Here is a 20,015-nt window from a genome sequence, read left to right as displayed (position 1 = left end):
CTACCATCGAGGCGTGTAGTAGGGGTCGTCGAGGCCGCCGGCCGGAGCCTTGGCATCGTCGTGCAGCGCGAGCGCCACGGCGCCCGTCACCCAGATTGCGGCCAGCACCGCCACGACCAGCGCACCGGCCCAGGTGCGTCTCGATACAGCCGGCGGTGCGCGGCGGAGCCATCGGCCCGCCAGATGCACGATCGGCCCGGCGATGAATGCACAGGCCAATACCAAGAGCACCACAGGCCGCACCGGCGACAGCAATGCAATGCCTTCCGCCACGGTCAGCCAGGCGATCACCGACACCACTGCTCCGCAGGCGCCGAACGAGATGCGGGCCTTGGGCCAAAGCCATAGCGCACAGCCCGCGACGGCGGCGGCGATCGACAGGCTCAGCTCGAACAGAAGCGCTGAGCCGTTGATCAGGGCGACTGCCGCCAGTCCGAGGCCGGCGACCACGAGGCTCGCTGCCGCGTGGGCACTCTCCGCGGGTTGACCCAGCACTGCTGCGATCACCGCAACGCCGACCAGCCAGGTCACGGCCTGCAGCGCGAGCGGCTGGTCGCTCAATCCCGCGAGCACGAGCGTCCAGAGGACGCAGGTCGCGAGCCAGGTGGTGCGCGTGGCGGCCCGCATGGCTTCCAGCCCAAGGCCCAGCAAGGCGGCGGCCATGTAGATCCAGGGCAGTTCCTCCGTCAGCGTGCGGGGCCACATGTCCCAACCCAGGACCCATACCGACGCCACGACGATGGCGACCCCGGCGCCGGCCGAAGCCCAGCGCCGCCCGTGGACCGGCCCCAGTCCGCCCCGCAGCAAGCCGGTTGCCGCGAATGAAAGAACCAGCGGCAGTGCCAGGCTCTGGAAGAGCGGGTGGTGGAAATCCATTCCCGCGGTTATGCAGGCGCGAGGGCGGTTCAGTCAATGGCGGGTGCTTCGCGGCCAGCGCCTCAGGGGCTGGGCGTGGAAGGCGGGTGAATGGGCGAAGTCAGGGTCGACACGCCCTGCGCCAGCGCCGCATCGTGCTGCGCGGCCAGCGCGCGCTGGTAGCCCTCGCGCCGTTGCAGTCGTTCCCAGTAGGCCGCGACCGCAGGAGGAACGCGTGGCAGGAGGCCGATCTCGCCGGCCAGCATCAGGGCATAGCCGACCGAGATGTCTGCGGCCGTGAAGCGGTCGGCGCAGAGGAACTCGTGCTTCGCCAGCACGGCGTCGATGCCGCGAAGGCGCGCGATGAACCACTTGGCGTAGTCCTCCGCGGCCTGCGGCAGCTTGCGCTCGTCCGGCTCGAAGTGGCCGTAGCGCAGCACGATGGTCTGTGGAAAGGTCAGGGTGGCTTCGCCGTGATGCAGCCAGTTCAGCCATGCGCCGTAGCCGGGTTCGTCCGGGCGAACGGCGAGCCCTCGCGCGTTGTCCGGATCGCAGCGTTGCGCGAGGTACTGGCACGCGGCGGACGACTCGGTCATGCGCGTGTCGCCGTCAATGAGGTAGGGCACCGTCCCCAGCGGATTGATTTCGAGGTACGAGCGCTGCAACGCGCGGGGCGGGAAGTGCAGCATGCGCAGCTCGTACGGTGCGCCAAGTTCCTCCAGCGTCCAGAGCGGACGGAACGAGCGAGCACTGACGCAGTGGTAGAGGACGATCATTCGTGCACTCTAAGCGGTCAAGCGTTCGCGCAGTTCGCGCTTGAGGATCTTGCCGACGGGACTCACCGGAAACTCCTCCATGATCTCCAGCCGCTCGGGCAGCTTGAAGGATGCGATCTTCTGCTGGCGCAGGTAGGCGATCAGTTCGTCGAAGCCGAGTGTCGTGCCCGGCTGCAGGATCACGCAGGCGCAGGCCTTCTCGCCGAAGACCGGATCGGGCAGCCCGACCAGCGCCACCACCTTCACCTGCGGCAGCCCGAAGATGAGGTTCTCGATCTCGTCGCAGCTGATCTTCTCGCCACCGCGGTTGATCAGGTCCTTGCGGCGGCCTTCGGTGAACACGTAGCGTCCGCGCTTGCGCACGATGTCGCCCATGCGGTAGAAGCCATCTGCCGTGAAGGCCTCGGCGTTCTTTTCAGGCGCGTTGAAGTAGCCGTGGATGGTGTAGGGTCCGCGCACCACGAGTTCGCCGGCCTCGCCATCGGGCACTTCGCGGTCGTTGTCGTCCAGCACCTTGATCTCGTCGAATTCGCTCACGGGCGCACCGGAGCTTTCGAGCAGCAGCTCGTCCGGGTCGTCGAGCCGAGTCATGTTGATCAGGCCTTCGGCCGTGCCATAGATTTCCTGCGGCGTGCAGCCGAACTGATCGCGCATGCGCATGCGCAACTCCGGCGCCAGGCGCGCACCGCCGTTCTGCACGACCTTGAGCGACGAGAGATCGAAGCGCTTCGGGACGTCGCTGTTGAGCCAGTTGGATATGAGCGGGACCACGCTCGCGATGGCCGACACACGCTCGCGCTCGACAGATGCAAAAGTCGCCTCGATGTCGGTGCCCGCCGCAATCACCACCGTGCCGCCCGCGTAGAACGTGCCCAGCAGGCCCGGCGATGCGAGGTTGTAGTTGTGGCCCAGGGGCAGGATCGCCATGAAGACCGTGCCGCGGTCGAAGCCGGCCGCCTCCGCGCAGAGGCGGGCATTGAGCACGTAGTCGTTGTGCGTGCGCGGAATCAGCTTCGACACCGAAGTCGTGCCGCCGGAGAGCAGCATGGTCGAGACCTCGTCGGGCGAGGGGCGCGCGGCAAGCAGTCGCGCGTTGGATGCGTCATCCAACACCGCGCCGGCGTCGATCAACGGATCCAGCGCACGCTGCCCGGGCGCCGGCTCGCCCGCGACGATCACGTGTCGCAGGAAGGGAAACTCCGCGGCCATCTCCGCCGCCATCGGCCGGTAGTCGAAGCTGCCGACGACGTCGGGCACGAGGTAGGCGGCGGCGCCGGAGGCGCGGATGAAATGGCGGACCTCCGCATGCCGATGCGCGCGCAGCGCCATCACCGGGATCGCGCCCATCCAGTTGAGAGCGAGGTATGCAACGATGAACTCCGGCGCGTTGGGCAACTGCACCACCACCCGATCTCGCGGCTTCAGGCCCAGATCGAGCAGGGCCCCTGCGAGCTGCCTGGAACTGCGCACCAGTTCTTCATAGCTGATGCGCCGGTCGTTGAAGACCACGGCGGTCTTGTCCGGTGCGGCGCGCATCGTGCGCTCGACCATCTCGGCCACCGTGAGATCCTCCCACAGGCCGAGCTGGCGGAATTTTTCGGCGGCTTCAGCGGGCCAGGGAACACAGCCTTCGAGCATGGTGGATTCCTTCCGGGTCAGAACGCGAGTTCGGGATGCAGCTTCTCGTAGGCGGCCGCGAGCTCCGGGTCGCGCTTGCGCACATCTGCGTGATCGACGCGGCCGCTGCGCGTCACGTAGTCGTAGGCGAAGGAGATCGGGTCGAGCGGCAGCTTCGGCCCGAGGTCCTCGTACCACTCGGTGCTCCTGATCGCGGCCTTCTGCAGCGAATCGGAGCCGGGCTGGCGGATGCGCACGAACTCTTCGAGCATCTTCGGCACATCCGCGCCGCAGGCCTTGTAGGCATCGAAGAGCGCGATCGAGTCCTGCATCGCGAGCCGTGTGCCCGATCCGACCGAGGGGTGTCCGGTGCGCAACGCATCGCCGATCAGCACGATGTTCCTGTAGTGCCAATTGCGGTTCTTGACGATGGTGTAGCGGAACCAGTTCGACTTGTTGGACAGCAGCTTGTGGCCCTGCAGGTCGTCGGAAAACACGTTCTCGCACCATTCGAGGCTCTGTGCTTCGCTCATCCGGTCCAGGCCCGATCGGCGAAAGGTCTCGGGATCGACCTCGACCAGGAACGTGCTGTGCGTGCGGCTGTAGCGGTAGGTATGGGCGATCGCCAGTCCATCGGGGTTCTGGCGGAAGATGAGCGAGAGCGGATCGAAGAGCTGCGTGGTGCCGTACCAGGCCAGCAGGTTCGGCCGCTCGTCGAGCGTCGGCCCGAAGTGTTCCTTGTAGCGTGTGCGGATCGTGCTGTTGGCGCCGTCGGCGGCCACGACCAGGTCCGCATCGGCGAAGGCCGTGACGTCATCGAAGCGCTGTTCGAACTCGATGGCCACGCCCACCTTGCGGCAATGCGCATGCAGCGCCTTGAGCAGGTCGATGCGGGCCATGCGGTGAAAAGTGTTGTGCGCGAGCGTGACGTGCACGCCCTGGTGCACGACGGCCATCTCGTCGAACACCTCCTGGTTGTGCGTCATCGACTCGTACAGCTCCGGCGCCAGGTCGCGCACGAAGGCGAGCGCGACGTCGGAGAAGACCACGCCCCAGCCGTAGGTCGCGCTTTCCGGGTCACGCTCGTAGACGCGGATGTCGTGCGACGGGTCGTCGCGCTTCATCAGGTAGGCGTAGAAAAGGCCGGCGGGGCCGCCGCCAATGATGCGAATCTTCATCTGCTTGTCTCTCTGGTTTGTCCCTGGGCGCCGTCGCCGCGTTCCCTGAGGCTACAGTGGCGGGCTCGATCCCGACATTGTGGGGATCACCGACTCACGGAATACTTTCATGAACTCGAACATCGTCATCATCGGTGGCGGCCATGCGGCCGCGCAACTGTGCGCCGGCCTCGTGGAAGCGGGGCAGGGCGCGCGCGTGCACCTGGTCTGCGAAGAGACCGCCATTCCCTATCACCGGCCGCCGCTCTCCAAGACTTTCCTGAAGAGCCCGGACGAGACGCCGCAGTCGCACAAGGCCGAGACGTGGTACGGCGAATCTGGCATCACCATGCACATGGGCGACCCCGCTGTGTCCATCGATCGGGCGGCCCGCACCGTCACGCTGCGCTCGGGCAAGGTGCTCGGCTGGGAGCGGCTGGTGCTCGCGACCGGCACGCGGGCACGCCAGCTGGCCGCGCTGGCGGGGCTGGACAACGTCGCCCTGGTGCGCGCTGTCGACGAAGCGACGCGGCTGCGTGCACAGCTCATGGCGGCGCAGCACGTCACGGTGCTGGGCGGCGGTTTCATCGGGCTCGAAGTGGCAGCGACGGCGCTGGCGCTCGGCAAGCAGGTTCTCGTGCTGGAAAGCGCGCCTCGCCTGCTGAGCCGCGCCGTATCGCCCGAGTTGTCTGCCCACGTGCTCGCGACGCACCAGGCAGCGGGAATGGATGTGCGCGTCGGCGTGCAGACCGGGGCCATGCAGATCGACGGCACGCGGCTCGCGGCAATCGAGGTGGACGGCCAATCGCTACCCATCGACCTGCTGCTGCTCGGCATTGGCGCGGTGCCCGAAACGGCGCTGGCACAAGCGGCCGGACTGGAGTGCGTGGATGGCATCGTGGTCGACGCCTACATGCAGACCAGCGACGAGGCCGTGCTGGCGGTCGGCGACTGCACGCGCTTTCCGGATCGGCGCGCGGGCCAGCCGCTGCGGCTCGAATCGGTGCAGAACGCGAACGACCAGGCGCGCACCGCAGTGGCAACGCTCACCGGTGCGCCGCGGCCGCATGACGCGGTGCCGTGGTTCTGGTCGGATCAGGGCGGGCTACGGCTCCAGATGGCCGGGCTGGTGCCGGCCGAAGGCACGGCGGGCGCGGTCACGGTCCGCCGCCCCGGCGCCAATGCCGCATCGTTCTCGCTGCTGCACTACGTCGACGGACAGCTTCGCTGTGTCGAATCCGTGAACGCGCCGGTCGACCACATGATGAGCCGCAAGTTGCTGGAAGCGGGTCGCAGCCCGGACCCCGCGGTCGCGGCCGATCCGGCCGTGCCGCTGAAGACGCACCTGGCCTAGCCTGACACGCTGTCCCGCTCGGACGGGGCGCCGATGTTCTTGCGGATTTCGGCGTCCATCATCCGTGTGCCGGCCGCCAGCGCGGCCTCGTAGGTGTCTGCTCCATACTCGGCCGCTCTCACGACCTTTCGAGGTACGCCGCCGGCGTCGGTTTCGAGCAGCGTCCAGATGAAAGAGCCGGGCGCCGGCTCGTCGATGACGAGTTTGATCGGATTTTTCATGTCTTGATGGTGGGCGCCCAGGCCCGGAATTTCTGTAGGCCAACGCCTACGTTTCCGCCGGATTCATGAGGGCGAGCCAGTGAGGCGCCATCAGTCCACCAGAAAGCCGCAGCTCAGGTTGGCGACCGTGCCCGTGATGGCGCCCGCGTAGCCGGAAGCCAGGAAGACGGCCGTGTTGGCGACTTCGTCGAGCGTCGGGAGCCGCTTCAGCAGCGTGTCGCCGGCGGCGCCCGCCAGCATCTGTTCGATGGTCACGCCGGCGCGGTCTGCCATGGGCTGGAAGACCGTTCGCGTGTGCGAACCCGCCGCTGCGGCTTCAGGGATGGCGTGTGGCCGGATGCAGACCACGCGGATGCCCTGCGCACCGAGTTCGCCGGCCAAGTGGCGCGACATGGCTTCGATCGCCGCGCTCGCGACGCAATTGCCCAGATAGCCGGGGCCGGGGAGGCGTGCGCCGGGCGTCGACAGCGTGAGGATCACGCCCGATCCCTTCTTCGCCATGTGCCGTGCGACGGCCTTGGCGGTAATGAAGTTGGTGCGCGTGTAGGTCGCGATGGGGAGTTCGTAATCTTCAAGCGACAGGTCTGCAAAGGGCGTGCCCTGGACGTGGGCGACGCCGATGGCGTTCAGTGCGATGTCGATGCCGCCCGCCTGCCGCGCCACGCGATCGGCATGGCGTTGCACGCCGGGAGCGTCGAGGCCGTCGAGCGCCGTGACGTCGGCCAGCCCTCCGGCTGCAGCAATGTCGGAGGCGACCGCGTCCAGCCTGGATGGCGTGCGACCGGCGAGAAATACCTTGGCGCCTTCCCGGGCGAAGGCGCGGGCCACCGCGCCGCCGATCGCACCGCCGCCGCCGTAGATCACGGCGCACTTGTCCTCGAGGAGCATCGGCCTCTCCTGGTTTGTGTACAGCATCCACAAACCATAGCAGAGAGACTGGACAGCGTCCACATGCGCTGTGGACGCTGTCGCCGTCACGTCCGACGCCTGAGTTCAGTAGCGGTAAGGATTGTCCGGACGGTAGTCGTAGCGGTTGGGCACCCCGTCGCCATCGCGGTCGCGGTCGTAGCGATTGGGGACGCCATCGCGGTCGCGATCACCGTAGCCGCGGCGGTCCCATCGGCCGTCGCGGCCTTGGTAATAGCCCTGCCGACGATGCGCGTAGCCCGGTTGAACATAGCCGTAGCCTGGCGTCACGACATAGCCGCGTGCCGGCGGCGGAGGCGGGGCCGGGACGACGATCACCCGGTTCGAATAGGGCTGTGCCAGTGCCGGCGCGCTGAGCGTTGCGAGCGAAAGAAGTGCGACGGTTCCAAGGGCAAAGGCGATCTTTTTCATGGCGGGTCTCCTGTTTGTAAGGAGCCTCCATGCTGCTTGCGCCATGTGAACCTCAGGTAATGGGGAAGCGAAATCTTGTGTAGTGTTGCGTCGCTTGTGTGGTTGTCTGTGGCGACGAGTTTGGTGAAAATCGGTGTAACTGTAGTTAAAATGTACTACATGAATACCGACAGAGATAACTTCCATGACTGGGCGCGAGACAAGCCTGACACCACTTCGTTTTCGGGGCTGCATCGGACGGATCTCGCCGACCTGGCGGGCCAGCCTGGCGTGCGCTGGGGCCGGCTCGCGGTTCTTTTCCTGATTGGCGTTGCGCTGGTCGCGGCCCTCAAATACTTGACCGGGCGCTGAGCCGGCGATCAGCCCATCGTCCGAAGACCGTCCAGCGCGTCGCGCTGGCGCGAGGCGCGCAAGCGCAGCACCTGCAGCGCCGCGCCGATCAGGAACACGATGAACAGCGCGCCGATCGTTCCCTGCAACCCTGGCGACGCATCGCGATCCGCCACCAGCGGCGCTCCCAGTGGCAGACGGGTGGCCGTCTCGGTCACCCCGGGGATCATGTGGAAGAAGAAGGTCAGCGAGTAGCAGACCACTGCCACATAGGCTGACAGTTTGCCGAAGGCCTGCGATCGCTCCGCCACCGTCGCCGTGCCCAGCACCACGAGAGTCACGATGCCCAGCGCGTGCGGCGCGCCGAAGCCCCCGTGCTGGAAGATGCCGAAGCCCGTCAGGCAGGTGAGCACGGTGGCGATCACATAGACCCGTCCGGCGCGCGTGGCGAGGGCAATCTCCTTGTAGCGAACGAGTGCGACGAGCCCGGCCACCACCGCCACCAGGCTGATGACGGTGTGGACGATGCCAAGAGGTGTCAAGCCGTAGAACATGAGTCAGCTCCTTGGTGGAAGGCCAGGTGGGAATGCAATTTGAAGGCCAGGGGCAGGCGGCTCGTGGGTCGGCCTCCGCCGCCGCGGATCATTGCGCGTGTGCCCGGAGTGTTCAAGGGCGGCGGGGCTTTCGACACTGCCTGAGGAGGAGTGGATGGCTACCTCCAAAGGGTTGTCCGCGGATCACAAGGATTCACATCGCTTAATTTGATCCGGATGGCCTGCACGCCCATCATTGCCACCCCGCCGCAGGCCAATGAGAGGAAACACCATGCCGACGATCGACCCCATCCAGGTTTTCGTGATTCATGATGATCCGGTGATGGCCGCCGGCCTGGGCGCGATCCTGGGCGGTCGGCCCGGGTTGGCCGTGACCGTGAAAGGTGCCATCCCCTCGACCGAGGGGGCCGTGCTGCCCGACATCGTTGTCGCCGACTATCGCAGCGGCCTGGAATTCCTGGCCGACACGAAGCCACCCAGGAGCGCCCGGCGCAACCGAGGTCCCAAGGTCATGGTCATCACCCCGATCGATCGCGAGTGGGAAATCCGTTTGGCCATCAACGCCGGCATCCACGGTTACCTCCTGCAGGGCTGCCAGATCGATGAACTCCTCGATGGCGTGACGGCCCTGAGCCAGGGGCAGCGCTATCTGGCCCATTCCGTCTCGCGGCGCATCGCGGACAGCCTTACCCACGAACGGCTTACCACGCGGGAGACCGAGGTGCTGAATCTGCTGACCACGGGCTCCTGCAACAAGGCGATCGCCAAGGAACTCGGCATTGCGGTCGGCACCGTCAAGGTGCACGTCAAGGGCATCCTCGAGAAGCTCGATGCGACGACTCGCACGCATGCCGTCGTGGTGGCGGCGCAGCGGGGGCTGGTCAGCCAGGGGATGCGCCAGCCGCCGGCGCCGGTTCGCGCGCCGGCAAGCCGCGCGACGGTCACGCCGCTGTTCCAGGAACAGGAACCGGAACCGGGTCGGGTGCGGTACGCCTAGCGGGGGGTCAGCGCATCTCGGCTTCGAGCTGCCGAAGCACCAGCCTCGCGATCGCGACGTTCGTGGCGCAAGGCACGTCATGGACGTCGCACGCGCGCACGAGGGCGTTGATATCCGGTTCGTGCGGCTGCGCTGTCATCGGGTCCCGCAGGAAGATGACGATGTCGACGCCGCCTGTCGCGAGCCGCGCGCCGATCTGGAGGTCGCCGCCTTGCGGTCCGCTCAACAGGCGTTCGACCGTGAGGCCCACCTCGGACGCCAGCCGCGAGCCCGTAGTCCCCGTGGCGCACAGTTCGCACCGACGAAGCAGGGGCTCGAATTCGCGTGCGAGGGCCAGCATCGCGGTCTTCTTGCCATCATGGGCGATGAGCGCGACGCGGCGCAGCGGGGGAGCGGGAGAGTCGGCCATGGTGTTCCTCCGAGTGGGCGATCCAGCGTAACAGGCCGGAATCCGCCGGGTGCCCGTTTCGCGGGCAATGCAGCGGAAACCCGCATGGCTTCAGCCCTCGCGCGTGCGCCTCCACGCGCTACACACAACGTTATCCACAGAAGCGAGGCACAAGTCGGCGCATTGCCGGGGGGAGAACCGCTATTCCCTGGCATCGATCAGCCACGCGGGTACCGGAGATTTCCTGTTGCGCGCGATCTCGCCACAGAAATCCCTGGCTGCAAAATTCCGGGCCGCGAGCGAGGCCGGGACCGGAGCCCACGTCAGTGTCGTGAGGGTGGAATCCGGCGAGGTGTCGATCTGGGCATTGGCGTCGTCCCGCTCGCCGTAGACGGCGATCGGCTTGCCGGGCACCTTCTTGCTGTCCAGCGGCCACGCGCAGACCATCACGTAGCGCGGCGCGGCCTTGATGTCCAGGGGTTGCGGCTTGGGGGTGGTCACGCTGCGGCGCGACATGGCTTGCGTGATCGAGGGCACGTACTCCGTGTACTGGACCAGCAGCACCTCGCCGGAATCCAGCCAGCCGAAGGTGGCGATTCCTGCGGGTGGGCCCTCGGCCGATTCCTGGCGGAATATCGACAGCAATGTGTACTGGCTCTTCGCTGGCCCGGCCGCACGGTAGGTGCCGATGATCGCGACGCTGGCGAAGCCTGGTCGCGGTGTCTCCGCCCATGTGGCTGTGGCCCCGCCGGCCATTCCCAGCCCGATCAACGCACTGCAAAGCGCACCGAATGAATGATGCATGGCCACGTCCGGTGAGTGCGCGCCCCGGCGGACTTGCCATGGCGGCGCCCGGAAATTGTGGTGTGGGCATGCCGGACTCGCAATGGCGCAAACACTCTGTCGTACGATGGCCCCCAAAAGGATCAACCGTTTTGACAAGCAAAGCAGCGCAGGGCCAGAGTGAGCACGACGGCCTGGAAGAGTGGGCATCCCGGATCGCCACGATCACGGCGGAGACCGGCATCGGCACGGACGGCAGTTTCACCGAGCGTTGCATCGGGAGCCTTCTGCGTGTGGTGCGCGAGCAGCTCAATCTCGAGGTGGTGTTCGTGGGCGAGTTCGTGGACCAGAACCGCGTGTTCCGGCAGATCTCCGCGAAGGCTCTCGAGGCCATCATCCGGCCCGGGGATTTGCATCCGCTCGCCGAGAGCATCTGCCAGCGAATCGTCGATGGACGAATGCCGTGCCTGGTGCCCGACGTCAAGAGCGTACGGATCGCGAATGGTCTTCCCGACTACTACGAGGCGCTGGGAGCCCACATCGGCGTGCCGGTGAGGTTCTCGGACGGAAGTCTTTACGGCGTGCTGTGCGGCTTCAGCTTCGAGCCGCGCGCCGACCTCGACGAGCGCGATGTGAAGCGCCTGGAGATGGCGGCCCAGGCCACGGCACGGTTGCTGGCGCAGGCCGACGGACGCGACGTCACGCGGACGACGGCCTGACGCCGCCTTTTCGGCCCTACTTGACGCGCTGCTTCACCAGCTTGCGCGCCAGCGTGCGGCGATGCATCCCCAGTCGCCGCGCCGTCTCCGAGATGTTGAAGCCGGTTTCCGCGAGCGTTTCGTGAATGCGCTCCCACTCGAGTGTCTTGATCGACGTCGAGCGATTCGTCAACTCGACCTCTGCATTGCCTTCGGCGCGGCCGAACGCCGCCTCGATGTCGTCGGTGTTCGATGGCTTGGCGAGGTAGTGGCAGGCGCCGAGCTTGATGGCCTCGACTGCGGTGGCGATGCTCGCGAAGCCGGTCAGCACCACGATCAGCATCGCCGGGTCATGCTGGTTCAGCGTCTGGACGCAGGCCAGCCCTGAAGCGTCGCCATTGAGCTTGAGGTCGACCACCGCGTAGCCCGGCGAATGCGCTTCCAGCAGCACCGACACTTCGTCCAGGTTCGCGGCCAGCATCACCGTGTAGCCGCGCCGCTCGAACGAGCGGCCGAGCGTGCGCGCGAAAGCCGCGTCGTCCTCGACGATCAGCAGCAGGCGTTCAGCTTCCATGTCCTTCGTCTTTCAATTCGTCGTCCTCGTCCTCGTCCTCTTCGAGGGTGATGGCTGGCAGCGGCAGCGTCAGCGTCACGACCGCACCGCCTTCCGACCGGTTGCGCGCCTCGACCCTGCCGCCGAGCGTGCGCGCCACATTGACGACAAGGAACAATCCCAGTCCCGCGCCGGGCCGGCCTTTGGTCGACTGGTAGGGCTTGCCGAACTGCGCGAGCATCCCGGGCGCGAACCCGGGGCCGCGGTCGGTGACCGTCAGGGTCAGGTCGTCGCCGTCGTGCGCCGCTTCCAGAGCCACCCAGCGCGGCGAGGCTTCGAGGGCATTGTCGAGCACGTTGCAGATCATCTGCTTCAGCGCCGAATCGGAAACCATGGGCAAGTCGTGGCCGAACCGGTTTTCGTAGCTGAAGGAAGTCACGGGGCGTGTCTCGCGCCACTCGTCGACCAGGTCGTCAAGGAAGGTGCTGACGGTCGTTTCCACCGAGTTCTCGCCGCGTGCCTCGCCGGCGGACAGCAGGATGCCGCTGAGAATGCTCTTGCAGCGTTGCACCTGCGCCTGCATCTCGCTGACCTCGTCCAGCAACTCGGGGTCGGAAGTGAAGTGAGGCAGATGCTGCCAGTCGCCGAGGATCACCGCCAGCGTGGCGAGCGGCGTGCCCAGTTCGTGCGCAGCACCCGAGGCCAGCAGGCCCATGCGCACGATGTGTTCCTCCTCCGCGGCGCGCTGGCGAAGCGCGGCCAGGCGGGCATCTCGACCCCGCAGGTTGCGGCTGATCCGGGTGATGAAGACCACCAGCAGTGCCGCAATGAGTGCAAAGCAGACCAGTACGCCGAGGATGTAGGGGCTGAGCAGGCCGCGGTCATGGTTGAGCGGGATCGCCAGCGGCCCCGAGAACAGGGCCAGGCCCGCGAAGCAGGCGGTGGTGACGCCCACCATCGTCCAGGTCGACCAGGACTCCAGCAGCACCGCCGCCAGGATGACCTGCAGCAGGTAGAGAAAGACGAAGGGGTTGGCTGCGCCGCCGCTCAGGTAGAGCTGCGCGGTGAGCATCCCTACGTCGACCAGTAGCGCAACGAACAACTCGGCGTTGGAAACATCGCGATGGATGCGCCAGCGAAACTGGCTCGCCGCGTTGAAGGCGGCGAGGCATGCCAGCACCGCCAGCATCTGGTCGAGCGGCAGCCGGATGCCGAAGCCGAAATGGACGACGAGGATGGTGGCGATCTGCCCGACCACCGCAATCCAGCGCAGCTGGATCAGCTGCTGCATGTTCTTGAGGCCGGTCGCGTCGCCGTGGCCCACGGCTTCAGCCCGATCGGACGGCGAGCCGGGAGCGATCACAGTGACTTCAGTCATGCCCGGTATCTTCGCCCATGCGCATTTGCCGCACGCGTCGCTCGTCGCGCCCCACGTACCAGGCGGCCGCGGCAACCATCAAGGCCAGCGCGAACCAGGTAAATGCATAGGCCAGATGGTTGTTGGGAAAGCGGATGACCGTGAGGCCGCCGACCGGCCATGTGCGTGGGGCGTTCGCTGCGCTGGCGCCGGCGTGTGACGGCGCGGCTTCGGCATCCACGAAATAGGGTGCGACGCGGCTCAGTCCGCGAGCCGTTGCAATCGCCTGGACATCGCGCGAGTACCAGCGGTCGGCGGCCGGGTCATTGCGCCGCAGGAAGCTGCCGCCCGGCTCGGTGATTCGCAGCAGACCCGTGACGCTCGACTCGCCTTCGGCGTCCATCGCACGGCGTGCCGCGCGATCCCGTGCCTCGGGCGGCACGAAGCCACGGTTGACCAGCAGGGTGCTGCCATCGGCCATGCGCAGCGGCGTCAGGACCCAGTAGCCGCCGCCGAGTTCGGTGGTGGCCTGGACGAGTGTTTCGAGATCGTGGAGAAAAGTGCCGGCGGCGCGCACGCGTCGGTATGCGTCGTCGGCCGCGTTCACCTTGGCCCATTGATCCGCTGCAGGAGGCGCGACGGCCGGTGCGTGCACGCGCTCGTCGATCCGGGCGATGAGGTCGAGCTTCCAGGCCCGACGCTCCACTTGCCAGAAGCCCAGCGCGACGAACCCCGCGAAGGCGAGGAGGGCGCAGAGCGCCAGCGCGGTGAGGAAGGCGCTGGAGCGAGGCTGGGTCAAGGCACCTTGTGCATGTCGTGCATCATGCCCGGCATCATGTTGTGGTTCATGTGATACATCACCCACAACGAGCCGCTCAGCGTGATGACGACGACGACGATCGTGAAGATCAGTGCCAGCATCGTCCAGCCGTGCTCGGACTTGGCGTTCATGTGCAGGAAGTAGATCATGTGCACGAGGATCTGGACGACCGCGAAGCCGAGGATGACCATCGCCGTGGTGCTCGGCTTCTCGAAGACATTGCCCATCACCAGCCAGAACGGGATGGCCGTCAGGATCACCGACAGCACGAAGCCCGTCATGTAGCCCTTCAAGGTGGCGTGGGGCGCGCCGTCGTCATGGCCGTGGTGGTCGTCGTGCGCACCGTGATCGGCGCCATCGGCATGGATATCGGTATGCGCGCTCATGGCAGCACTCCCATCAGGTAGACGAAGGTGAAGACACCGATCCAGACCACGTCCAGGAAGTGCCAGAACATCGAGAGGCACATCAGGCGCCGGCGGTTCGCCGCGATGAAACCGTGCTTCATCACCTGGGCCATCAGCACGATGAGCCAGATGATGCCGAAGGTCACGTGCAGGCCGTGCGTCGCCACCAGTGCGAAGAACGAGGACAGGAACGCGCTGCGTTGCGGACCGGCGCCTTCGTGGATCAGGTGCGCGAACTCGTAGAGTTCGATGCCGATGAAGCCGGCGCCCAGAAGGCCGGTAACGACCAGCCAGATCAGGGTGCCGCGCACCTTGTTGCGCTGCATCTCCAGCATCGCGAAGCCGTAGGTGATCGACGACAGCAGCAGCAGGGAGGTATTGAGCGCAATCAGCCGCAAGTCGAACAGGTCGGCCCCTGAAGGTCCTGCCGCGAAGCTGCGCCCCAGCACGCCATAGATGGCGAACAAGCAGGCGAAGACGAGGCAGTCGCTCATCAGGTAGAGCCAGAACCCCAGCAGCGTGCCGTTCTCGGGATGGTGCTCGCCGCTCACGTAGTAGCGGGCGCTCGGACTGGCGCTGATTGCGCCGGGCGTGGAAAGTACGGTGACGTCAGACATGGGCGGCCAAAAGGCGAGTGCGAGCGCCTTCAGTGCGGACGACCTCGTCCACCGGAACGTGGTAGTCGCGCTTGTAGTTGAAGGTGTGGGTAATGATGGCGGCCAGCATGGCAAAGAAGCCAATGCCGGCAAGCAGCCACATTTGCCAGATCAGCGCGAAGCCGCAGACCGCGGCCAGCGCGGCAATGATGAAGCCGGCGCCGGTGTTCTTCGGCATGTGGATCGGGATGAAGCCTTCTTCGGGACGCTGATAGTGGTGCTTCTTCATGTCGGCCCAGGCATCGTTGTCATGCACGCGCGGCGTGAAGGCGAAGTTGTACGCGGGCGGCGGCGAGGAGGTCGACCACTCGAGCGTCCGGCCATCCCACGGGTCGCCGGTGTTGTCGCGCAACTGGTCGCGGCGGATGTAGCTCACCACGAACTGGATGATGAGCGAGGCGATGCCCAGCGCAATCAGCACGGCGCCGAAGGCGGCGATCTGGAACCAGATCTGCAATGAAGGGTCTTCGAAGTGGCTCACGCGGCGCGTGACGCCCATCAGGCCCAGCACGTAGAGCGGCATGAACGCGAAGTAGAAGCCGATGACCCAGAACCAGAACGAGCACTTGCCCCAGAAGGGATCGAGCTTGTAGCCGAATGCCTTCGGGAACCAGTAGGTGATGCCCGCCAGCATGCCGAACAGCACGCCGCCGATGATCACGTTGTGGAAGTGCGCGATCAGGAACAGGCTGTTGTGGAGCACGAAGTCAGCCGGCGGCACCGCCAGCAGCACGCCGGTCATGCCGCCGATCACGAAGGTGATCATGAAGGCGATCGTCCACATCATGGGCAACTCGAAGCGGATGCGGCCCTTGTACATGGTGAACAGCCAGTTGAAGATCTTCGCGCCCGTCGGGATCGAGATGATCATCGTCGTGATGCCGAAGAACGAGTTCACGCTGGCACCGGAACCCATCGTGAAGAAGTGGTGCAGCCAGACGAGGTAAGACAGGATCGTGATCACCAGCGTGGCGTAGACCATCGATGCGTAGCCGAAGAGCCGCTTGCCACAGAAGGTCGCCACCACTTCCGAGAAGATGCCGAACGCCGGCAGGATCAGGATGTACACCTCGGGGTGGCCCCAGATCCAGATCAGGTTGACGTACATCATGGCGTTGCCGCCAAGGTCGTTGGTGAAGAAGTTGGTGCCGACGTAGCGGTCCAGCGACAGCAACGCGAGCACGGCGGTCAGCACCGGGAAGGCGGCCACGATCAGGATGTTGGTGGCCAACGCGGTCCAGGTGAACACCGGCATCTTCATCAGCGTCATGCCCGGAGCGCGCATCTTCACGATGGTCGCGATGAGGTTGACGCCGGAGAGCAGCGTGCCCACCCCCGCAATCTGCAGGGACCATATGTAGTAGTCGACCCCCACGTCCGGACTGAACTCGATGCCGGACAGCGGCGGATAGGCGAGCCATCCAGTGCGGGCGAACTCGCCGACGAAGAGCGACGCCATCACCAGCCCAGCGCCGAACGTGGTCATCCAGAAGCTGAAGTTGTTCAGGAAGGGGAAGGCCACGTCGCGGGCGCCGATCTGCAGCGGCACGACGTAGTTCATCAGGCCGGTGACCAGCGGCATCGCCACGAAGAAGATCATGATCACGCCGTGCGCGGTGAAGATCTGGTCGTAGTGGTGCGGCGGCAGGAAGCCTGCCTCACCGCCGAAGGCGACAGCCTGCTGGGCACGCATCATGATCGCGTCGGCAAAGCCGCGCAGCAGCATCACCAGCCCGAGGATGATGTACATGATGCCGATCTTCTTGTGGTCGATGCTGGTGATCCAGTCGCGCCACAGGGTGCCCCACACCTTGAAATAGGTGATGGCGCCAAGGAGCGCCACGCCGCCAAGGACGACGGCGATGAAGGTCGCGAGAAGGATCGGCTCGTGAAATGGGATCGCGTCCCAGGAGAGGCGGCCGAAGATGAGCCTCGTCAGGTCAGGATGGTCAGGCATCTTTACTCTTGGATGCGAAGGTTGGTACGCGGAATGGACATGCCGGCGGGATCGTCGACCGTGCACATTGCCGTGACATAGGTTCGGATCGGAGAATTCTTCTGGTCAGCCTGCCAGGGCTTCGTGGTGATGTTGTACGCGCCCACAGGGCCGGCCAGACCACCACTCGCGTCGATGGCCATCATCTGCTTCACGCACATCTTGTTGCGGTCGACGCAGCGGTTGAGGATCGCGTCGTAGAGGTCGGGAGCGACCGCGGCGAAGCGGCGCACCGGATCGCGTTCGCTGGGGCGCTCGAGTTCCATGTAGCGCTCGCGGGTCAGCTCGCCGCCGCCCGTCTTGGCTTTTTGCACCCACTGGTCGAAGTCGGTATTGCTCAGGCCGTGGAACTTGAAGCGCATTCCGGAAAAGCCTGCGCCGCTGTAGTTGGCGGAAAAGCCCTCGAACTCGCCCGGCTCGTTGATGACGGCGTTGAGCTTCGTCTCCATGGCGGGCATGGCATAGATCTGGCCTGCCAGCGCCGGGATGAAGAAGGAATTCATGACCGAGGACGCCGTGATCTTGAACGTGATCGGCCGGTCCACCGGCGCGGCCAGTTCGTTGACCGTGGCGATGCCTTGCTCGGGGTAGATGAACAGCCACTTCCAGTCGAGCGCGACCACTTCGACGGTCAGGGGCTTGGTTCCCTCCGGCACGGGGCGCTGGACGTCGATGCGGCGCAAGGGCCGGTAGGGGTCGAGCGTATGCGTGCTGATCCAGGTGATCGCGCCGAGGGCAATGATGATCAGCAGCGGTGCCGCCCAGATGGCCAGTTCAAGCTCGGTGGAGTGGTCCCAGTCCGGCGAGTACCTGGCCTCCTTGTTGGATTGCCGATACTTCCATGAGAAGAAGACGATCAGTGCGATGACTGGCACGATGATCAGCAGCATCAGCACGGTGGAGACGACGATCAGGTTGCCCTGCTGGCGGGCGACGTCGCCGGACGCGTTCAGCACCACCGTGTTGCAGCCCGCCAACAGGGCGAGCGGGAGCAGGAGCAGTCCGCGAAGGTTCTTGAGGGGAGGCATGCCGAAGAATGAGCGTAGGGAGCGCAAAGAGACCACAATCTACTTGTTTTGGCCCGTGCCGGATATTGGACGTTTTGTCCTATGGCGGCAATCTTCATTCAGTGAGACGCTCGTCATGTACAGATGACACACGAACCACAGTAGAAATGATGATGTCCGGCATCAGTCCCTCCAGCACCGAATCCCCGCTGCACGAAACGCTCCACGAAGGCCCCGAGGGCGACGCGGATCATTCGCACGTCACTCCTTCGGAGATCGCCGTGGGCGTGGTCATCGGCCGCGCTTCCGAATACTTCGACTTCTTCGTCTACGGGATCGCGTCGGTCCTGGTCTTCCCAGCGGTGTTCTTCCCCTTCGAGAACCGCCTCGAAGGCACGCTCTTCGCCTTCACGATCTTCTCCTTCGCCTTCATCGCGCGGCCCTTCGGCACCGTGATCTCGATGGCTGTCCAGCGCCGGTTCGGGCGAGAGGCCAAGCTGACGATCGCGCTGTTCCTGCTGGGTATATCCACAGCCGGGATAGCCTTCCTGCCGGGCTACGCAAGCATGGGGTTTGCGTCCATCGTGCTGCTGTCGATCCTGCGCGTGGGCCAGGGCCTCGCACTCGGCGGCTCGTGGGACGGCTTGCCTTCGCTGCTCGCGCTCAACGCCCCTCCCAACCGTCGCGGCTGGTACGCGATGCTGGGCCAACTGGGTGCGCCGGTCGGCTTTTTCCTGGCCAGCGCCCTGTTCGCTTACCTGTACTCCAGCCTCTCGACGGAGGATTTTCTGGATTGGGGATGGCGTTACACCTTTTACGTCGCATTTGCGATCAATGTGGTCGCGCTCTTCGCCCGGCTTCGTTTGGTGTCCACCAATGAGTACGACCGCCTGCTCGAAGCCCGTGAATTGCAGCCGACCAACGTGGTCGAACTGTCGCGATCGCAGGGGTACAACATCGTCATCGGCGCCTTTGCAGCGTTGGCGAGCTATGCGCTGTTCCACTTGATCACCGTGTTCCCGCTGTCGTGGATCACGCTTTATTCGAACCAGTCCATCACCGAGTTCCTGGTGATCCAGATGATCGGTGCCGTGCTCGGCGCCATCGGTATCGTCGCTTCGGGGGTGATTGCCGACCGCGTCGGCCGTCGCCAGACGCTGGGCAGCCTGGCCGCGCTCATCGCGGTGTTCAGCGGATTCGCGCCGACGCTGCTCGACGGCGGTCGCCTCGGCCAGGACGTCTTCATCCTCGTGGGCTTCGTGCTGCTGGGGTTGTCCTACGGTCAGGCTGCCGGTGCAGTGACGGCCAACTTCGAGTCGAAATACCGCTACACCGGTGCCGCGTTGACCTCCGATCTGGCCTGGCTGATCGGTGCGGCCTTTGCACCGCTGGTGGCGCTCGGCCTGTCCGCGAACTTCGGACTGGGCTACGTGAGCGTCTACCTGCTGTCGGGCGCGGTCTGCACGCTCGTTGCACTTCGGGTCAATCGCGCGCTCGAAATCCGCGACTGAGCAGGCGAGGTCCCGGCCGGGCTCAACGCCGGGACCGCCACTGCCTGAACAGCGCTACCGCCAGCGTGACGCCCAGCGCGGCAACGATCAGATCGTGTTCATACGGGCGCAGATGGCCGAAGGATGCGTGAAGCCAGCTTGTGAGCTTCACGCCGAACAGGCTCACGACCGTGGCCCAGAAGACCGCCGCCACCGCGCCGAGCGCCGCATACAGTGCGGCTGACATCCGGCCCATGCCCAGCGTCGCAGGCAGCGCAATGCGCAATCCCCACGCAAATCGCATGAGGAAGATCGTCGCGACCGGATGACGCGACACGAATCCGTCGACACGTTCGATGTGGGCTCGAAGCTTGGGCCGGCTCGCCAGAAGGTCCGCGCCTTTGCGGCGTCCGAGGTGGAAATAGAACTGGTCGGTGACGAAGGCGGCCGCGGCGCCGCAGGCGATCAAGGGCACCAGCGACAGATACCCCTGGTGCACCGCAAAGGCGCCGAGCATGAGGATGGTCTCGCCCTCGAAAAGGCCCGCGACGAAGACGGCGACATACCCGTATTGCTGGAGCAGTTCGGAGAGATGCATGGGCGCCATCATGCAGGCAAGCGGCGTAAGGAAAGCGCAGCCTTGGGCGCGTTAGGCTGCGAA

The 20,015-nt window shown here is 65.6% G+C and carries 23 protein-coding genes; 5 read left to right on the top strand and 18 right to left on the bottom strand.

Features of this window, described 5'->3' with window-relative positions; translation table 11 throughout:
* From QTH97_RS06120 to QTH97_RS06105, 4 genes are all read right to left on the bottom strand, one after another.
* Entirely contained in the window at positions 1-876 is an 876-nt protein-coding gene (locus QTH97_RS06120; RefSeq protein ID WP_286567209.1) for a hypothetical protein, read from the bottom strand.
* Between the two features lie 62 nt (positions 877-938).
* Positions 939-1,631, bottom strand: coding sequence for a glutathione S-transferase family protein (locus QTH97_RS06115; RefSeq protein ID WP_286567208.1), 693 nt, complete (start codon positions 1,629-1,631; stop codon positions 939-941).
* Between the two features lie 9 nt (positions 1,632-1,640).
* Positions 1,641-3,269 carry a (2,3-dihydroxybenzoyl)adenylate synthase gene (locus QTH97_RS06110; RefSeq protein ID WP_286567207.1) on the bottom strand — a complete coding sequence of 543 codons (1,629 nt, stop codon included), beginning with the start codon at positions 3,267-3,269 and terminating at the stop codon, positions 1,641-1,643.
* A gap of 17 nt (positions 3,270-3,286) precedes the next feature.
* Positions 3,287-4,426: an FAD-dependent monooxygenase gene (locus tag QTH97_RS06105; RefSeq protein ID WP_286567206.1), complete on the bottom strand. Its 1,140-nt coding sequence runs from the start codon at positions 4,424-4,426 to the stop codon at positions 3,287-3,289.
* A gap of 109 nt (positions 4,427-4,535) precedes the next feature.
* Between QTH97_RS06105 and QTH97_RS06100 the strand changes: the two genes are divergently transcribed.
* On the top strand, positions 4,536-5,759 hold the full coding sequence (locus tag QTH97_RS06100) for an NAD(P)/FAD-dependent oxidoreductase (RefSeq protein ID WP_286567205.1): 1,224 nt from the start codon (positions 4,536-4,538) through the stop codon (positions 5,757-5,759).
* Here the strand turns inward: QTH97_RS06100 and QTH97_RS06095 are convergent.
* The 3 genes from QTH97_RS06095 to QTH97_RS06085 form a co-directional block, all read right to left on the bottom strand.
* On the bottom strand, positions 5,756-5,980 hold the full coding sequence (locus QTH97_RS06095) for a hypothetical protein (RefSeq protein ID WP_286567204.1): 225 nt from the start codon (positions 5,978-5,980) through the stop codon (positions 5,756-5,758). The two genes, QTH97_RS06100 and QTH97_RS06095, sit on opposite strands and share 4 nt — an antisense overlap.
* Positions 5,981-6,070: 90 nt before the next feature.
* A complete protein-coding gene (locus QTH97_RS06090) occupies positions 6,071-6,868 on the bottom strand; it encodes an SDR family NAD(P)-dependent oxidoreductase (protein WP_286567203.1) in 798 nt (265 codons plus the stop codon).
* Between the two features lie 105 nt (positions 6,869-6,973).
* Positions 6,974-7,318, bottom strand: a complete 345-nt coding sequence (locus QTH97_RS06085; protein ID WP_286567202.1) for a thrombospondin type 3 repeat-containing protein — start codon at positions 7,316-7,318, stop codon at positions 6,974-6,976.
* Positions 7,319-7,468: 150 nt separating this feature from the next.
* On the opposite strand from QTH97_RS06085, the gene QTH97_RS06080 reads away from it, so the two are divergent.
* Positions 7,469-7,669 carry a hypothetical protein gene (locus QTH97_RS06080; RefSeq protein WP_286567201.1) on the top strand — a complete coding sequence of 67 codons (201 nt, stop codon included), beginning with the start codon at positions 7,469-7,471 and terminating at the stop codon, positions 7,667-7,669.
* Positions 7,670-7,677: 8 nt separating this feature from the next.
* On the opposite strand, the gene QTH97_RS06075 is transcribed toward QTH97_RS06080, so the two are convergent.
* A complete protein-coding gene (locus tag QTH97_RS06075) occupies positions 7,678-8,202 on the bottom strand; it encodes a DUF2306 domain-containing protein (protein WP_286567200.1) in 525 nt (174 codons plus the stop codon).
* Between the two features lie 271 nt (positions 8,203-8,473).
* Between QTH97_RS06075 and QTH97_RS06070 the strand changes: the two genes are divergently transcribed.
* Positions 8,474-9,199: a LuxR C-terminal-related transcriptional regulator gene (locus QTH97_RS06070; protein ID WP_286567199.1), complete on the top strand. Its 726-nt coding sequence runs from the start codon at positions 8,474-8,476 to the stop codon at positions 9,197-9,199.
* Between the two features lie 7 nt (positions 9,200-9,206).
* Here QTH97_RS06070 and QTH97_RS06065 read toward each other — a convergent pair whose 3' ends face one another.
* Together QTH97_RS06065 and QTH97_RS06060 are read right to left on the bottom strand one after the other, a co-directional pair.
* Positions 9,207-9,608: a methylglyoxal synthase gene (locus QTH97_RS06065; protein WP_286567198.1), complete on the bottom strand. Its 402-nt coding sequence runs from the start codon at positions 9,606-9,608 to the stop codon at positions 9,207-9,209.
* 180 nt (positions 9,609-9,788) lie between these two features.
* Positions 9,789-10,391, bottom strand: a complete 603-nt coding sequence (locus QTH97_RS06060; protein ID WP_286567197.1) for a hypothetical protein — start codon at positions 10,389-10,391, stop codon at positions 9,789-9,791.
* A 131-nt stretch (positions 10,392-10,522) separates the two neighbouring features.
* Here QTH97_RS06060 and QTH97_RS06055 point away from each other — a divergent pair, with 131 nt between their 5' ends.
* Positions 10,523-11,089 (top strand): GAF domain-containing protein, encoded by a 567-nt coding sequence (locus tag QTH97_RS06055; protein WP_286567196.1) that lies wholly within the window; start codon positions 10,523-10,525, stop codon positions 11,087-11,089.
* 16 nt (positions 11,090-11,105) lie between these two features.
* Here QTH97_RS06055 and QTH97_RS06050 read toward each other — a convergent pair whose 3' ends face one another.
* The 7 genes from QTH97_RS06050 to cyoA are packed head-to-tail and all read right to left on the bottom strand — an operon-like array spanning position 11,106 to position 17,885.
* Positions 11,106-11,642: a response regulator transcription factor gene (locus tag QTH97_RS06050; RefSeq protein ID WP_286567195.1), complete on the bottom strand. Its 537-nt coding sequence runs from the start codon at positions 11,640-11,642 to the stop codon at positions 11,106-11,108.
* Positions 11,632-12,999: an ATP-binding protein gene (locus QTH97_RS06045; RefSeq protein ID WP_286567194.1), complete on the bottom strand. Its 1,368-nt coding sequence runs from the start codon at positions 12,997-12,999 to the stop codon at positions 11,632-11,634. Before QTH97_RS06045 ends, QTH97_RS06050 begins: the two co-directional genes overlap by 11 nt.
* Positions 12,992-13,777 (bottom strand): SURF1 family protein, encoded by a 786-nt coding sequence (locus tag QTH97_RS06040; protein WP_286567193.1) that lies wholly within the window; start codon positions 13,775-13,777, stop codon positions 12,992-12,994. Before QTH97_RS06040 ends, QTH97_RS06045 begins: the two co-directional genes overlap by 8 nt.
* Entirely contained in the window at positions 13,774-14,184 is a 411-nt protein-coding gene (cyoD, locus tag QTH97_RS06035) for a cytochrome o ubiquinol oxidase subunit IV (RefSeq protein WP_286567192.1), read from the bottom strand. Before cyoD ends, QTH97_RS06040 begins: the two co-directional genes overlap by 4 nt.
* On the bottom strand, positions 14,181-14,822 hold the full coding sequence (cyoC, locus tag QTH97_RS06030) for a cytochrome o ubiquinol oxidase subunit III (RefSeq protein ID WP_286567191.1): 642 nt from the start codon (positions 14,820-14,822) through the stop codon (positions 14,181-14,183). Before cyoC ends, cyoD begins: the two co-directional genes overlap by 4 nt.
* On the bottom strand, positions 14,815-16,818 hold the full coding sequence (gene cyoB, locus QTH97_RS06025; RefSeq protein WP_286567190.1) for a cytochrome o ubiquinol oxidase subunit I: 2,004 nt from the start codon (positions 16,816-16,818) through the stop codon (positions 14,815-14,817). The genes cyoC and cyoB overlap by 8 nt, the downstream gene beginning before the upstream one ends.
* Positions 16,819-16,820: 2 nt before the next feature.
* Positions 16,821-17,885, bottom strand: a complete 1,065-nt coding sequence (cyoA, locus tag QTH97_RS06020) for a ubiquinol oxidase subunit II (RefSeq protein ID WP_286567189.1) — start codon at positions 17,883-17,885, stop codon at positions 16,821-16,823.
* A 146-nt stretch (positions 17,886-18,031) separates the two neighbouring features.
* Here cyoA and QTH97_RS06015 point away from each other — a divergent pair, with 146 nt between their 5' ends.
* Positions 18,032-19,375: an MFS transporter gene (locus QTH97_RS06015; RefSeq protein ID WP_286567188.1), complete on the top strand. Its 1,344-nt coding sequence runs from the start codon at positions 18,032-18,034 to the stop codon at positions 19,373-19,375.
* 22 nt (positions 19,376-19,397) lie between these two features.
* Here QTH97_RS06015 and QTH97_RS06010 read toward each other — a convergent pair whose 3' ends face one another.
* On the bottom strand, positions 19,398-19,952 hold the full coding sequence (locus QTH97_RS06010) for a DedA family protein (protein WP_286567187.1): 555 nt from the start codon (positions 19,950-19,952) through the stop codon (positions 19,398-19,400).
* Positions 19,953-20,015 lie beyond the last annotated feature (63 nt).

Source organism: Variovorax gracilis, assembly GCF_030317115.1.
Lineage (GTDB): Bacteria > Pseudomonadota > Gammaproteobacteria > Burkholderiales > Burkholderiaceae_C > Variovorax > Variovorax gracilis.
This window is presented reverse-complemented; position numbering and strand designations above follow the sequence as displayed.